This window comes from Paraclostridium sordellii (genome assembly GCF_000953675.1).
Taxonomy (GTDB): domain Bacteria; phylum Bacillota; class Clostridia; order Peptostreptococcales; family Peptostreptococcaceae; genus Paraclostridium; species Paraclostridium sordellii.
Map to the genome: position 1 here is coordinate 2,670,956 of NZ_LN679998.1, position 15,068 is coordinate 2,686,023.

13 protein-coding genes are annotated in these 15,068 nt (G+C 28.0%); all 13 read right to left on the bottom strand.

The window, feature by feature from the left end:
* Positions 1-16: 16 nt before the first annotated feature.
* The 13 genes from ATCC9714_RS12915 to ATCC9714_RS12975 all read right to left on the bottom strand — a co-directional run bounded on the left by ATCC9714_RS12915 (position 17) and on the right by ATCC9714_RS12975 (position 15,068).
* Positions 17-2,134, bottom strand: coding sequence for an adenosylcobalamin-dependent ribonucleoside-diphosphate reductase (locus ATCC9714_RS12915; protein ID WP_057545471.1), 2,118 nt, complete (start codon positions 2,132-2,134; stop codon positions 17-19).
* 231 nt (positions 2,135-2,365) lie between these two features.
* Positions 2,366-3,691, bottom strand: coding sequence for a branched-chain amino acid transport system II carrier protein (gene brnQ, locus ATCC9714_RS12920; protein ID WP_057545470.1), 1,326 nt, complete (start codon positions 3,689-3,691; stop codon positions 2,366-2,368).
* 310 nt (positions 3,692-4,001) lie between these two features.
* A complete protein-coding gene (ylqF, locus tag ATCC9714_RS12925) occupies positions 4,002-4,907 on the bottom strand; it encodes a ribosome biogenesis GTPase YlqF (RefSeq protein ID WP_244465146.1) in 906 nt (301 codons plus the stop codon).
* Between the two features lie 168 nt (positions 4,908-5,075).
* Complete coding sequence (gene rplS, locus ATCC9714_RS12930) at positions 5,076-5,420, bottom strand: 50S ribosomal protein L19 (RefSeq protein ID WP_021122803.1); 345 nt, start codon at positions 5,418-5,420, stop codon at positions 5,076-5,078.
* Positions 5,421-5,527: 107 nt separating this feature from the next.
* Positions 5,528-6,220: a tRNA (guanosine(37)-N1)-methyltransferase TrmD gene (gene trmD / locus ATCC9714_RS12935; RefSeq protein ID WP_057545469.1), complete on the bottom strand. Its 693-nt coding sequence runs from the start codon at positions 6,218-6,220 to the stop codon at positions 5,528-5,530.
* Positions 6,221-6,235: 15 nt separating this feature from the next.
* Complete coding sequence (gene rimM, locus ATCC9714_RS12940; RefSeq protein ID WP_021122806.1) at positions 6,236-6,751, bottom strand: ribosome maturation factor RimM; 516 nt, start codon at positions 6,749-6,751, stop codon at positions 6,236-6,238.
* An 87-nt stretch (positions 6,752-6,838) separates the two neighbouring features.
* The gene (locus ATCC9714_RS12945; RefSeq protein WP_021127821.1) at positions 6,839-7,066 is read right to left on the bottom strand and encodes a KH domain-containing protein; all 228 of its coding nucleotides are present in this window, start codon (positions 7,064-7,066) and stop codon (positions 6,839-6,841) included.
* 21 nt (positions 7,067-7,087) lie between these two features.
* Positions 7,088-7,360, bottom strand: a complete 273-nt coding sequence (gene rpsP, locus ATCC9714_RS12950) for a 30S ribosomal protein S16 (protein WP_021122808.1) — start codon at positions 7,358-7,360, stop codon at positions 7,088-7,090.
* Between the two features lie 38 nt (positions 7,361-7,398).
* The gene (gene ffh, locus ATCC9714_RS12955) at positions 7,399-8,751 is read right to left on the bottom strand and encodes a signal recognition particle protein (protein ID WP_021127820.1); all 1,353 of its coding nucleotides are present in this window, start codon (positions 8,749-8,751) and stop codon (positions 7,399-7,401) included.
* On the bottom strand, positions 8,748-9,116 hold the full coding sequence (ylxM, locus tag ATCC9714_RS12960; protein WP_021127819.1) for a YlxM family DNA-binding protein: 369 nt from the start codon (positions 9,114-9,116) through the stop codon (positions 8,748-8,750). Before ylxM ends, ffh begins: the two co-directional genes overlap by 4 nt.
* A 101-nt stretch (positions 9,117-9,217) precedes the next feature.
* Positions 9,218-10,402: a signal recognition particle-docking protein FtsY gene (ftsY, locus tag ATCC9714_RS12965; protein ID WP_057582218.1), complete on the bottom strand. Its 1,185-nt coding sequence runs from the start codon at positions 10,400-10,402 to the stop codon at positions 9,218-9,220.
* 10 nt (positions 10,403-10,412) lie between these two features.
* Positions 10,413-13,970, bottom strand: a complete 3,558-nt coding sequence (gene smc / locus ATCC9714_RS12970; RefSeq protein ID WP_057545467.1) for a chromosome segregation protein SMC — start codon at positions 13,968-13,970, stop codon at positions 10,413-10,415.
* A gap of 27 nt (positions 13,971-13,997) precedes the next feature.
* Positions 13,998-15,068 (bottom strand): elongator complex protein 3, encoded by a 1,071-nt coding sequence (locus tag ATCC9714_RS12975; RefSeq protein ID WP_057545466.1) that lies wholly within the window; start codon positions 15,066-15,068, stop codon positions 13,998-14,000.

Below are 15,068 nucleotides of genomic sequence, written 5' to 3' on the forward strand. Positions count from 1 at the left end.
TTTAATTAAAATTATCTTAATTACATCCACTGTAGCCACATTTTAAACAAATACTACATCCTCCAGTATTAGCCATTTGCTCATTACCACATTCAGGGCATATAAATTTCTCATCTGATTCTATTGTAATTGCTAATTCTTCTTTAACTTTTTCTTTCTCTTTTGCAGGCTTTTCATTTATAAGAACTCCACTTCTTCTACATCCATCTCTGTATATAGTTATTCCTTTTAACTTAGCTTTCCATGCTTTCATATAAATTTCATAAACATCTTCTACAGTTGTTTCATTAGGTAAGTTTATAGTAGAAGAAATAGATGCATCAATATATTTTTGCCATGCTTGTTGCATTTTTATTCTTTCATTATAATCTAAATTCATAGCTGTAACAAATATGTCTGGCAGTTCACTTTCATCTGTTATTCCATTTAAATCCATATATTCTTTAACTATAGGAGTATATACCTTGTAATAAACATCTTCATCATGTAAACTTTCTGTTTTTCTTATATAAGATAAATTAAATATAGGTTCTATTCCTCCACTTATGCCAAGCATAGTAGATATAGACCCTGTCGGTGGTATAGTAAGTAGTTGAGAGTTTCTAAGCCCATAATCTCTAACCAAATCTTTTATGTTTTCATCAATATTTTCTTTAAAGAATTTTGACTTAAATATGGCTTCTTCTTTATACTCTTTAAATGGTCCATATTCTTTTGCAAGTAATGCAGACTGTTTTACTGCTTCATTTAGCATTGTTTTTGCAATTAAACTACACAACTCTATAGACTTATCTGAACCATATCTTAAGTTCATTTTTATAAGCATATCTCCAATTCCCATTACACCTAGTCCAATTTGTCTATACTTTTCTACACTTTCTTGTTGTTCTTTTAACGGATGTAGTTTTAATCCTTCATCTAAAACCTGATTTAAGGCTATTACAGCCTCTCTAACGCATGCTTTAAACTTATTAATATCAAACATTGCATTTTCATAAAATGGCTGTATAACAAACTCAGATAAGTTTATAGACCCAAGTAAACAACTTCCTCCACTTGGAAGAGGTTCTTCTGCACATGGATTAACTCCAGAATGTAAAAATGTATTATCTTCACTCATAATATGATTATTTTTTATATTATCCCAAAATAATAAACCTGGTTCTGCATAATCCCAATTATTTTTACAAAGTTTCATAAATAACTTTCTAGCACTTATTTCTTTTTCTATATATTCATCATTTGCTTCTACCTTAAATTCACATTTGTATAAATCATCATTTTCAACTGCTTCCATAAATTCATCATTTATTTTTATGGAAATATTAGCTTTTGTTATCTTAGTTAAATCTGTTTTTATATCTATAAAATCTTCTATATCCGGATGACTAACATCCATAGATATCATCAGTGCTCCTCTTCTTCCTCTTTGACCTATTAATCCAGTAGTCATACTGTAAAGTTCCATAAATGAAACTGCCCCTGTTGTATTTTTAGCTGAATTATTTACTCTAGCGCCCTTTGGTCTTAACTTTGATATATCTATTCCAACACCTCCACCATAACTAAATGTTCTAGCAAGTTTTTTTGCTGTATCAAAAATATCTTCTAAGTTATCTTTAGGAGGTTCTAGCACGTAACAGTTTGAGTATGTAACTTTTAATCCATCTTTATATAGTCCTCTATTTGCAAGAATTCTACCTGCAAACAAGAATTTTTTCTGTCTTATTAGTTTTTCTATTCTTGTATTTTTAGCTGAAATTCTATTTATCCATTCATCAAAATTCTCATCATTATATCTGTATTTATTTTTCCATATAGATTTTTGTAATTCATCCATATCCCAAGGTTTTTTTCTTACACTAGCTCTTTTTTCTCTATATAATATATAATGTTTTGCAACATCTTTTCTATCCGATTCCATAAGTAATACTTCTACTAGATCTTGTATTTCTTCTACAGTTAATACTTTTTGCTTACTTTTAAATATTTCTTCTACCTTTTTAGCAATTTCTTTTCCAAGTTTTTTATCTATACCGTTTTCGCTGTTTATAGTTGATTTATACACTGCATCTTCAATTTTTGCTTTACTAAATCTTTCTATACTTCCATCTCTCTTTATAATCTTTTCCATTTCTACCTCCAAATAAAATCCTTTTGCTTTATTATATAGATACACGTTTTTAATAACAAATTAAACATCTATTATATATTAATCTACTAAAATTCATTTTCCTTATACCTATATTTCAAAATTTAAAAGTTATTATTTATTTAGTTTTAAAATAGTAGTTATTTAAGTTATATACAAAAATATATATAAAAAGCCGTTGATATAATATCAACGACTTTTAGCTTCTTTATATTAATCTAACTCTGGACTTACACTACATTCAGTAGTCTTAACAAGACTTCCAAGTAAACCTCCTACTATTGCAGGAACTATCCAGTTAAATCCTAATTTTGTAAATGGTAATGAACTTAAGAATGGTATGTGTATTGGTAATCCATAAGTACTAGATAGTGAATTTACAACTCCTAGTATACTAACCAATAATGTTACATATGCTGCACCCTTAACTATATTTGTATTTTTAATTTTATTTGAGAATAAAGTTGTTATTACTAATAGTATCGTTACAGGGTAAACCATATCTAATATAGGTGCTGAAACTTTTATTATAGTATTTACTCCGAAATTAGATACTATGGCACTGAATATACATACTATTGTAACTACTACTTCATATTTTAATTTATTGTTAGTAAGTTTTGTAAAGTATTGTCCTGTTGCTGAAGTTAATCCTATAGCAGTTGTTAAACAAGCTAGTGCAACAATTATACCTAATATAACCTTTCCTGGATATCCAAGTAATTGTTCTGTTATACCAACTATTAAAGACGTTTGAGATATTGTACTTATATCTACTCCAGCATATCCTTGAGATATTGTAGCTCCTAAGTAAGTAAGTCCTCCGTATACAAAACAAAGAGCAACTCCAGCTACTATACCAGCTTTTATAGTTAATTTAACCTTCTCTGAATTTTCTTTGTATCCTTTATTATGAAGAGATGCTATTACTATAGTTGAAAGTGCAACTGCTCCTAATGCATCCATTGTTTGATATCCTTGTGAAATCCCATTTGAGAATACACTATCAACTAAAGTCTTTGGACTTATTTCTCCTAATGGTGTAACAACTCCCTTTATTATTAAAACTGCTAACGCTATTAAAAGTGCTGGTGTTAATACTTTACCTATTATATCAACAACCTTAGAAGGTCTAATAGTAAGTAATAATACTATAGCAAAGAATATTATAGAGAATATCACTGGAGATATTGAGTTTCCAACTATAGGTTGAACCCCCATCTCAAATGTTGTAGCTGCTGTTCTAGGTATTGCTAATAATGGCCCTAGGCATATCATTATGGCAACTCCAATTATCTTAGCTAACGTATTACCTGATCTGTCTAATATTTTATTGACATCTCCACCACATTTAGCTGCAGCTGCTATTGCTAATAATGCTAACCCTACATCTGCTAATATAAATCCTGAGAAACCTGTCATCCAGCTTTCACCTGATATAACTCCTAAAAATGGAGGAAATATAAGGTTTCCTGCTCCAAAGAACATCGCGAATAGTGCAAATCCTACTACAATTATATCTTTGTTTGTATTGTTCATACTAAAGCCCCCTAAAAAGTTTTCTTGTTTATTAAATATTCTGAATATATTATATTACACATTTTCCTAACTGTCAATAATTTTAACAATATATGCAATATTCTCAATATTTAGTTTTTTATTAAATTTAACCAAATTTGCTTTATTTTTAACGAATTTACATAAAAAATTTATTTTTCGTATAATCGATTTTTTTCATTTTTTTGTAAAAAAATAAGAGATTATGTCGATATTATTTAAAAACAATTTCTTTTTAGTATTTTAAAACTGTTCTCAAAATTTTATCTCATAATCTCTTATTTAAATATTGTTAATCTATAATCATTTCTTTAGGAGTTTCTAAAGTAATTCTTCCTATTTTACCATCTCTAAACTCATTTAATACTGTTGTAGCGATTCTAGTATAATCAAGTTCATTCTTTCTAAGTATTAATCCTCTTTTAACTCCAATCATTTCCATTGTATCTATAGGAGTTTCTCCTAAATGATCTAACTTATATCTTTCTTTTAACTTTTCAGGCTCAATTTCCATTAACTTTTCAATTAATTTAAGACCTAATGTATCTACATCTAAAACTTCATCTTTTATAGCTCTACAAAAAGCTAACTTTAATGCAACTTCTTCATCTTCAAATTTAGGCCATAGTATACCTGGCGTATCTAGTAACTCTAAGTTTCCTCTTAGTTTAACCCATTGTTTACCTTTAGTAACACCTGGTCTATCTCCAGTTTGAGTACTTTTTCTTCCTGTAAGTTTATTTATTAGAGAAGATTTACCTACGTTTGGTATTCCAACTATCATTATTCTTATAGGTCTTTCTATTCTTCCCTTTTTAACCAAAGCTTCCATCTTTTCTTTAGTTTCATTCTTACATTCTTCTATTATTTTATTAACACCCTTACCTTTTAAAGTATCTACAGGTATTGCTTTTATACCTCTTTTTTTGTAATAATCTACCCATTGATTTAGTTTACTTGGATCTGATATATCACTTTTATTTAAAACTACAACTCTTGGCTTGTCTCCAACAAACTTATCAATATCAGGATTTCTACTACTAAGTGGAATTCTCGCATCTAAAAGCTCTACTACAACATCGACTAATTTTAAATTATTTTTTACTAATTCTTTAGTTTTTTTCATATGTCCTGGATACCAGTTTATATGTAAACTGTCATCTCTCAAATATTCATCTGTCATTCTTTGTATTTTCATATTCATTCTCCTTTTTATAATATTAAAAACACAAACTATTTTTTATATTAAATTTTATAATTTATATTTATTTATATTTTTCAATTTTCTTAAATTTTATTAATAATAAAGTTTTACTATTTAAAAAAAGGAGACTGAATCTTCAGTCCCCTGTATAGTAAAGTTTAATTATCTAGCTTCTTTTATCTTAGCAGCTTTACCTACTCTACCTCTTAAGTAGTTTAGTTTAGCTCTTCTTACTTTACCTTTTCTAGTTACTTCTATCTTCTCTAATTTTGGAGAATGAACAGGGAATGTTCTTTCTACTCCAACGTTGAAAGATATTTTTCTTACAGTGAAAGTTTCTCTAGCTCCTCCACCTTGTCTCTTTAATACAACACCTTCGAATATTTGTATTCTTTCTCTTTTTCCTTCAACTATTCTAACGTGTACTTTTACAGTGTCCCCAGGTCCAAAGTTAGGAACATCGTTCTTTAATTGCTCTTGCTCTAATGATCTTAATATTTCGTTCATTTTAATCCTCCTGGTATCATAGACGCTCTTAATTACTTGACCATTTGTAAACAGAGGAACGCCCGTTTTTTATTTTTCAACAGATTTTATTATACTATATGTCCTATTTATTTACAAGCTTTTTTGTATAAATCAGGACGTCTTTCTTTAGTTATTTCAATAGATTTATCATGTCTCCACTCATCTATTTTCTTATGATTTCCAGATAGTAAAACCTCTGGAACTTCCATTCCCATAAACTCTCTAGGTCTAGTGTAATGAGGATATTCTAATAAATTATCTTTGAAGGATTCCTCTTCGAAAGATTCATTTTGATTTAAAACGCCTGGTATAAGCCTTGATATAGAGTCTATAAGTATAAGAGCTGGAAGTTCTCCTCCAGTTAGTACATAATCTCCTATAGAAATTTCATCTGTTACTATAGAATCAATTATTCTTTGATCAATACCTTCATAGTGTCCACATAAAAGTATTATATCTTCATAACTTGACATTTCTGTAGCTATTTCTTGATTATGTACCTTTCCTTTAGGTGTTAAATATATAACTCTAGGTTCTTCTATATTAAACTTATCTACTATATACTTATATGTATCATATATAGGTTGAGGAGTCATAACCATTCCTGCTCCCCCTCCAAAAGGGTAATCATCTACCTTTTTATGCTTATTTGTAGAAAAATCTCTTATATTATAAATATTCACTTCTATAATTCCCTTTTCTACAGCTCTTTTCATTATACTTTCGCTCATATATGAGTTAAATATTTCTGGGAATAAAGTCATTATATGAAATCTCATAATATCACCTTAAATTTAGTCTAACATTCCCTTTATTGGGTCTATTACCATTTTTCTTTCTTCCATATCTATTTCAGGTACAAATTTCATAACAGCAGGTATAAGGTATTCTTTATCGCCTTCACCTTTTATAACATATACATCATTTGCTGAATATTGTAATACATCTTCTAAAGTCCCTACATATTTATTATCTACTGTATAAACTTCCATTCCTATCATGTCAGCTATAAAGAATTCATCTTCTTCAAGTTCTCTAGATTCTTCTCTAGATACATATATATTTTTTCCTTTTAACTTCTCAGCTATTTCAACTGAATCAATACCTTTTATTTTCATTATAACTAGATTACCTTTGTATCTAACTCTTTCAGCTTTATACTCAGTATTAAAGTCTTTTCCTATATAAAATGTATTTAAATCATCAAATCTATATATATCATCAGTTGTTGAGTAAACTCTTACTTCACCTTTAAGTCCTTGTGTTTTTACTATTTGTCCTATTTTAAAATGAGTTAATTTACTTTCCATAATCTCACCTTCTTTAAAAATTATGCTTTATCTTATCGTAGTACATACAAAGTATATACAAAAAGGATTAGGTTAATACCTAATCCTTTATATTATTTCAAGAGTAACCTTTTTGTGGTCTCTATTTGAAGCAGATTTTATAACAGTTCTTATAGCTTTAGCTATTCTACCCTGCTTACCGATAACCTTACCCATGTCATCTTGAGCAACTTTTAACTTTAGAATTGTTTCATCTCCGTTAAAAGTTTCCTCTACTTCAACTGCCTCTGGATTATCGACAAGAGCCTTTGCTATATCTAGTACTAGCTCTTTCATATCACTTCGCTCCAATCAAAATTACTTAGCTTGTTTAGAAGCTTCGAACTTTTCCATTACTCCGTTGTTAACTAATAAAGTCTTAACTGTATCAGTTGGTTGTGCTCCACATCCTAACCATTTAACAGCTTTCTCATCGTTTATTTTAACTTGCTTTGGTTGAGAAATTGGATTGTAGAATCCTATTTCTTCTATGAATTTTCCATCTCTTGGAGATCTAGAATCTGCTACTACTATTCTGTAGAAAGGTTTTTTGTTAGATCCCATTCTTTTTAATCTTATTTTAACTGCCATATCGACACCTCCGAAAAAATTTATCTTTTTGTTTTCTATTATTTAAAGAAAGGTAAACCGGCAAAGCCTCCCCTTTTCTTCATGCTTTTTTGAGTTCCTGTAAACATCTTCATCATCTTTTTCATTTCACCAAACTGCTTTATAAGTCTGTTTACATCTTGAACACTAGTACCACTACCTCTTGCTATTCTTTTCTTTCTAGACGCATTTAGTATACTAGGATTTCTTCTTTCTTCTATTGTCATTGACTGAACTATTGCCTTAGTCTTAACAATTTCTTTATTATTCATATCTATGTCCCCAAGTTGATCTTTTACTTGACCCATACCTGGTATCATTTCAAGAACTTTATTAAGAGGACCCATTTTTTGAATTTGTTCCATTTGTTCTAAGAAATCTTCAAAATCAAGTTCTTGCTTTTTGATTTTGCTTTCTAATTCCTTAGCTTTTTCTAAATCTATATTTTCTTGAGCCTTTTCTATTAAGCTTAGGATATCTCCCATACCTAATATTCTAGATGCCATTCTATCTGGATGGAAAGGCTCTAAGTCATCTAGCTTTTCTCCCATACCTATAAATTTTATAGGTTTTTGTGTTACAGCTCTTATTGAAAGTGCTGCCCCACCTCTTGTATCACCATCTAGTTTTGTTAATACAACTCCATCTACTCCAAGAGCTTCATTAAAGCTTTCTGCAACATTTACTGCATCTTGTCCTGTCATAGAGTCAACAACTAATAATATTTCATGAGGTTTAATTTCTGATTTAATATTTTTTAACTCATCCATTAAAGTCTCGTCTATATGAAGTCTACCAGCTGTATCTATTATAACTAAATCGTTATTATTTTTTAATGCATGATTATATCCAGCCTTAGCAATATTTACAGGACTCTCTTTATCTCCCATACTAAATACTGGTATATCTAATTTCTCTCCTACAACTTGTAATTGTTTAATCGCTGCAGGTCTATATATATCACAAGCCACTAATAAAGGCTTCTTACCTTGCTTTTTAAAGTATCCTCCAAGTTTACCAGATGTAGTTGTTTTACCTGCACCTTGAAGACCTACCATCATTATAACTGTTGGTGGTTTTGGTGATATCATTATTTTACTTTGAACGTCACCCATTAAACTTGTAAGTTCTTCATTAACAATCTTTATAACATGTTGTGCTGGTGTCAAGCTTTCCATAACTTCTTGACCTACAGCTCTTTCTTGAACTTTTTTAACAAAGTCTTTAACTACTTTAAAGTTAACATCTGCTTCTAATAAAGCAAGTTTAACTTCTCTCATAGCCTCTTTAACATCTTTTTCAGTAAGCTTACCTTTAGATTTTAATTTACCTAAAGCGCCCTGTAGTTTATCTGCTAATCCTTCAAATATCATTTTAACATCTCCCTACATAAATCTTCTATATTTTCTAACTTAGGGATTAAATTAGCACAATCTCTATTTTGCAATAAATCTTGTTTAATGTCAACAACTTTATCATATATGTCTTGTGTAATATTTTCACGTTCTTTTGACTTTTTAACTAAGCCTAATTTATCTTCATAATCTTTTAATATTTTTTCAGAACGTTTAAGTGTATCATATATACCTTGTCTAGATACATTTAAATTTTCACTGATTTCACCAAGAGAGTAATCTTCATTATAATAAAGAGATACTATTTCTCTTTGTTTATCAGTTAGAAGCATCTTGTATTGTTCAAATAACAACCCAATCTCTACTAATTTTTCTAAATTCATAATTACACTTCCCAATTACTTTACTGTAAAGGTCATTTCCTTTACACATTGTATTTTATATCATACTAATAAAGTTGTCAACATTTATTTTAAAAAGCTAATTAGTTCCCAAATAATGCATCTATAAATGCTTTTGAATTAAAATCTTGTAAGTCTTGTACTTGCTCTCCAACACCTATAAGTTTTACTGGAACGTCAACTTCAGATTTTACAGCTAAAACTACTCCACCTTTGGCAGTACCGTCTAGTTTAGTTAATACTATGCCTGTAATATCTGCAACTTCTTTAAATGTCTTAGCTTGAGAAACTGCATTTTGACCAGTAGTGGCATCTACAACTAATAAAACTTCTTTTTTAGCTTCTGGATATTCCCTATCTACGATTTTAAATACTTTTCCTAACTCATTCATTAAGTTTGTCTTATTATGAAGTCTTCCTGCTGTATCACAAATTAATATATCTGCTTTTCTAGCTTTAGCAGCTTTTACAGCATCAAATATTACAGCTCCAGGATCAGCACCCTCTTGATGTTTAATTATATCAACATTACTTCTATTTGCCCATACCTCTAATTGCTCTATTGCCGCAGCTCTAAATGTATCTCCTGCTGCAAGTATTACTCTTTTGCCTTCTTTAGTATATCTATTTGCAAGCTTTCCTATAGTTGTAGTTTTTCCAACACCATTAACTCCTACCATAAGTATTATACTTGGGCCTTGTTCTACATCTAATTTTGAGTCTTCTTCTCCTAGCATATCTGAAATTATAGTCTTTAATTCATCTCTTACTGATAACGGATCAGTTAAACCTTTAGATTTTATAGCATCCCTTAATCTATCAATCATTTCCATTGTTGTGTTTACACCAACATCTGCAGTTATTAATATCTCTTCAAGTTCTTCTAATAAGTCTTCATCAATAGTAGTGTATGAATTTAAAACTGCATCTATTTTGTCTGTTATACCTTGTTTTGCTTTTGTAAGACCAGCTTTAAGTCTTGCAAATAAACCAGTACCTTCTGCTTCTGCTTCTGCTTCTGCTTCTGCTTCTGCTTCTGCTTCTGCTTCTGCTTCTGCTTCTGCTTCTGCTTCTGCTTCTGCTTCTGGAATATTTTCATTTATAATTTCTTCTTTTTCAACTATTTCTTCTATTATTTCTTCTGGTTTTGATTCCTCTATTTTAAACTCAACAGCTTCAACTACTTCTTCATTATCTTCTCTGTTTTGTTCTTCTTTTAATATATCTTCTTCTTTTTTCTTACCAAAATTAAATAGCTTTTTAAACATAGCTACCTCCTTAAATTATATCTTCTGTTAATTCTTTAGCTTCTTGTAATTTAAGACTTATAACTTTTGAAATTGCTTTTTCTTGCATAGTTACACCATATATGTAATCTGCAACTTCCATAGTTCCTCTTCTATGTGTTATAGATATAAATTGAGTTTCTTTTGATAATTCTTTTAAAAACTCTCCAAATCTATATATATTTGCATCATCAAGTGGTGCTTCAATCTCATCTAGTATACAAAACGGTGTTGGTTTTGCTAATAATATCGCAAATAATATACTTATAGCAGTCAGAGCTTTTTCTCCTCCAGATAAAAGATTTAAATTTTTCATTTTCTTACCTGGTGGCTGTGCAACAATTTCAATATCACTATCTAAAATATTTGCCTTATCTACTATTTTAAGTTCTCCATTTCCTCCACCAAATAATTTTTTATATACAAACTTAAAATTCTCATTTATAAGTGTAAACTTTTCATTAAATTCTTTTTTCATATTTTCTTCAAGTTCTTGTATAAGTTTATATATAACTTCTATGGATTCTTCTAAATCTTTTTTCTGTTCACTATAAAAATCATATCGTTCTTTTATCTCTTCATATTCTTTTATTGAATCTAAATTAACATTACCTAAACCTTTTAATTCTCTTTTTAAAGATTCTAGTTCCTTTTTGTCAATAATTATAGATTCATCTTTTAGATTTTCAGCTTCCTCTAAAGTTAATTCATACTCTTCTGATAATTTAGCTATGTAATTTTCCTTAGCAGATTTGACTCTATCTATCTTACTTTCAATTTTAAATAAACTTTCCTTTACCTCTATATATTTTCTATCTATATTTTTAAGGTCTGATAATATACTGTCACTCTTACTCTTTATAGACTCTTTCTGTTCTTTTTGTAAAGCTAATTTCTTATTTTCATCTATAAGTTGATTTTCTAAGTTTTCTTTTTCAGATGTCTCTATTTTGATCTGTTCTTCGATTTTAACTTTATTTAATTTACCTTCTTCAAGTTGTTTTTCTATATTTTTTAATGTTGATTCTTGAAGTTCACTTTCTTTTGCTATTCTTTCTATATCCTTAAGTATACTTTCATAAGCTTGATTTAATCTAGCATACTCTATATTTAAGTCATCAAATTTATTTTTTTCAACTTCATATACGTTATTAAATTCTTTTAATTGTACATTAAGTTGATTTATTTTCACTTTATTATTTAAATGCTTTTCTTCTAAATCTTTTATTTCTTCTTTTAAAGACTTAGCTTTATTTAGTGTATATTCTAGATTTTCACCTAATCCTATTTTTTCATTAATTAGTTTTTGTAAACTATTTTCTAAATTTAAAACTTCATCATTTAAACTTTTTATAGTTGTGTTTATATATACTAAGCTTTTATCATTTTCGCTTAATTCTAAGTCTACTATTTCTAACTTTTTAACTTCTTCATTAATATCATTACTTAAATCTAATTTTTTATTTTCAAGAGATTCAAGTTCAGATTTTTCAACTACTAATTTTTCTTCAAATTCTTCTATAAGTCTTTTTCTAGAAAGTATGTTACCATTGGTTCTTATTGTTCCTCCTGTTAAAGATCCTCCTGGATTAAGTATCTCTCCATCTAAAGTTACAACTTTGTATCTATGGTTAGTCTCTCTAGCAAATTTTATAGCTTCATCCATGTTCTTTATAACAATAGTTCTTCCTAATATATTTTCTATTATATTTTTATACTTTTCATCTACTTTAACTAAGTCACTAGCTATTCCTATATAATTAGTAGTGCTTTTTATCATCTTTTTATCTATTTTATTTGACTTAATTATATTTAAAGGTAAAAATGTTACTCTACCTAAATTATTTTTCTTTAAATAGTTTATAGCTGTTTTTGCACTATTTTCATCCTTTGTTATTATATTTTGCATATAACTTCCTAAAGATGCTTCTAGAGCCTTTTCATATTCTTGAGATGATGATATAACTTGTCCTAAAGCCCCATAAATTCCTGTCAAACTTTTATTTTTTAATACTTCTTTAACACCTCTATTAAATCCTTCATAGTGTTTTTCCATATCAATATATATATTAAGTTTTGACTTATACTCATTTAGTTTAAGCTTTGAAACCTGGATATTATTATCTATATTTTTAGAGTTTGACTTTAACATATCTATATTTTTGTTTATATTTTCATGTCTTAGTCTTAACTCTTCAATAAATTTTATTTTTTCTTCTTTATTTAATTGGTGAGATTTTATTTCATTTTTTTTACTTTCTATATTCTTTTTTACAATTTCAGCATCTAAATTTATAGTTTCAGTTCTTTTTTCTATATTTTCTATATTTGCAGTAAATGTAGATAGTTTATTTGCACTATTTTGCTTTAAATCTAGTAAAGTTATTATTTCATCTTTTAAATTTTCAACATTCTCAGCCAATTCACTTATACTAGATTTTTTATTTTTATTTTTAACATCAACTTCATTTATTTGCTTTTTCATACATGATAAATTATCAAATACTTCTTCTTTCTTTTTCTCTAGTTCATCTAATTCTAATTTGTTATTCTTTAACTTTTCATTTGTATTTGCAATTTCTTCATTATATCTTTTTATATCACTATCAGAATTTATAATTTTTTCTTTTAAAACACTAAGTTCAGAATACTTTTTATTTATTACACCTTTTATGGTATTAGTGTATTCTATAGTCTTATTTATTTTGCTTTCTATACCTTCAGCTTCTTCACTAGTTTTGGCTAAAGTTTCTTCTAGAGTTTCTTTTTGTTTTTTTAAATCATTAGATTGTTCATCTAGCAATTTATCATGTTTTAGCGATTCTTCAACTTGTCTATTAAGTTCTTCTATTTCATTAATATAACTATTTACTTCTAAAACCTTTAATTTATCTTTTAATTCTAAATATTTTATTGCTTTTTTTTGTTGTCCTTCTAAAGGTTTTAATTGATTCTCTATCTCTATATAAATATCTTCTATTCTACTTAAGTTTTCCTTGGTATGTTTTAAATTTCTTTCAGATTCTTGCTTTTTATATCTATACTTAGATATGTTACAAGCCTCATCAAATACTTTTCTTCTATTTACAGGATTATTGCTTAATATTTCATCAACTTTTCCTTGTTCTATTATAGAATATCCATCTTTTCCTATACCAGTATCTAGTAAAAGTTCTTTGATATCTTTTAATCTACATGATTTATTATTTAAGAAAAATTCACTTTCTCCACTTCTATAAGCTCTTCTTTTTATAGTTATTTCACTATATTCTAAATCAAGTTTTTTGTCACTATTATCAATAGTTAAGGCAACTTCACAGTAATTCATAGCTTTTTTAGTATCTGTTCCTGCAAAAACTACATCTTCTAATTTATCTCCTCTTAGGCTTTTTATGCTTTGTTCACCTAATACCCATCTTACAGCATCAGATATATTACTTTTCCCACTTCCATTTGGACCAACTATTGCAGTTATACCTTCATTAAAAAGTACATCTGTCTTAGTAGGAAAGGATTTAAATCCTTTAAGTTCTAATCTTTTTAAATACACTACCTTTCTCTCCCTCCAATATTAAAACTAAAGGTTATATATATCCTTTAAAACATTATATATTTCATAAATATTTATATTTAAAGTTTCTTTATCATCTATAATAAATGCTAACTCATTTATACTAATTTCCGATTCCTTAGTTTTTAATAAAACTCCATACTTCTCTTTTAAATTTTTTACATTTGATTTTTTATTTCCTAATATTCTAGATACATTTTTTTTGTTAACTAATACGTCAATATTCTTTTTAGCATTATATTTTTTTATTAAATGCTCAATATAATCTCCATACATTTTACTTTCTACTAATTCTCTGTATGCAGGGTGATAAGGTCCAGCTAATACTTCTTTACCTATAGCTATATCCTCAGTTGCTTGTAACCCCACCCTTATTACATTTACATTATTTATATAAAATAATACTAAAACTTTTTTAACTATATCTATACTTTCTTCTAAAGAAAATGGATTATATTTGTTCTCTTGTAATAACTTTTCTAAACCTGTCTCTTTTACTACTAATGTTGGATAAACCCTTACACAGTCTGGTTTTAAATCTATAAACTTTTTAGCAGTATATATACATTTTTCTTCTGTGTCTGAAGGAAGTCCAATCATCATTTGAAGTCCAAGATTTATTCCATATTTTTTTATAAGTTCTGCACTTTCAAATACATCTTTATCACTATGTCCTCTTACACTATCAATTAAAACTTTATCATCTAGTGATTGAACTCCTAGTTCTATTATACTTACTTTGTATTCTTTTAACATAGTAAGTATTTCATCATTTATACAATCTGGTCTTGTAGACATTCTTATATCATCAATGATATTTTTATCTACATATTCTTTAGCTACAGAAAGTAAATTTCTTTGAATATCTATATCTATAGCTGTAAAACTACCACCAAAGAAAGCCACTTCTACACTAGCATCCTTATCTATAGTTTTTAAATATTCTTCTATTATATTCCTAACATCATCACTTGTTATATCTGTGCTTACTCCAGTGATTTTTTTTTGATTACAAAATATACAATCATGAGGACAACCTCTATGAGGAACAAATATAGGTATTATTCTTTTTTTCAT

Bases quoted from the DNA above. Each gene is read 5' to 3' on its own strand.
- ATCC9714_RS12915 (WP_057545471.1), bottom strand. From the start codon at position 2,134: ATGGAAAAGATTATAAAGAGAGATGGAAGTATAGAAAGATTTAGTAAA.
- brnQ (WP_057545470.1), bottom strand. From the start codon at position 3,691: ATGAACAATACAAACAAAGATATAATTGTAGTAGGATTTGCACTATTC.
- ylqF (WP_244465146.1), bottom strand. From the start codon at position 4,907: ATGAAAATACAAAGAATGACAGATGAATATTTGAGAGATGACAGTTTA.
- rplS (WP_021122803.1), bottom strand. From the start codon at position 5,420: ATGAACGAAATATTAAGATCATTAGAGCAAGAGCAATTAAAGAACGAT.
- trmD (WP_057545469.1), bottom strand. From the start codon at position 6,220: ATGAGATTTCATATAATGACTTTATTCCCAGAAATATTTAACTCATAT.
- rimM (WP_021122806.1), bottom strand. From the start codon at position 6,751: ATGGAAAGTAAATTAACTCATTTTAAAATAGGACAAATAGTAAAAACA.
- ATCC9714_RS12945 (WP_021127821.1), bottom strand. From the start codon at position 7,066: ATGAAAGAGCTAGTACTAGATATAGCAAAGGCTCTTGTCGATAATCCA.
- rpsP (WP_021122808.1), bottom strand. From the start codon at position 7,360: ATGGCAGTTAAAATAAGATTAAAAAGAATGGGATCTAACAAAAAACCT.
- ffh (WP_021127820.1), bottom strand. From the start codon at position 8,751: ATGATATTTGAAGGATTAGCAGATAAACTACAGGGCGCTTTAGGTAAA.
- ylxM (WP_021127819.1), bottom strand. From the start codon at position 9,116: ATGAATTTAGAAAAATTAGTAGAGATTGGGTTGTTATTTGAACAATAC.
- ftsY (WP_057582218.1), bottom strand. From the start codon at position 10,402: ATGTTTAAAAAGCTATTTAATTTTGGTAAGAAAAAAGAAGAAGATATA.
- ATCC9714_RS12975 (WP_057545466.1), bottom strand. From the start codon at position 15,068: ATGAAAAAAAGAATAATACCTATATTTGTTCCTCATAGAGGTTGTCCT.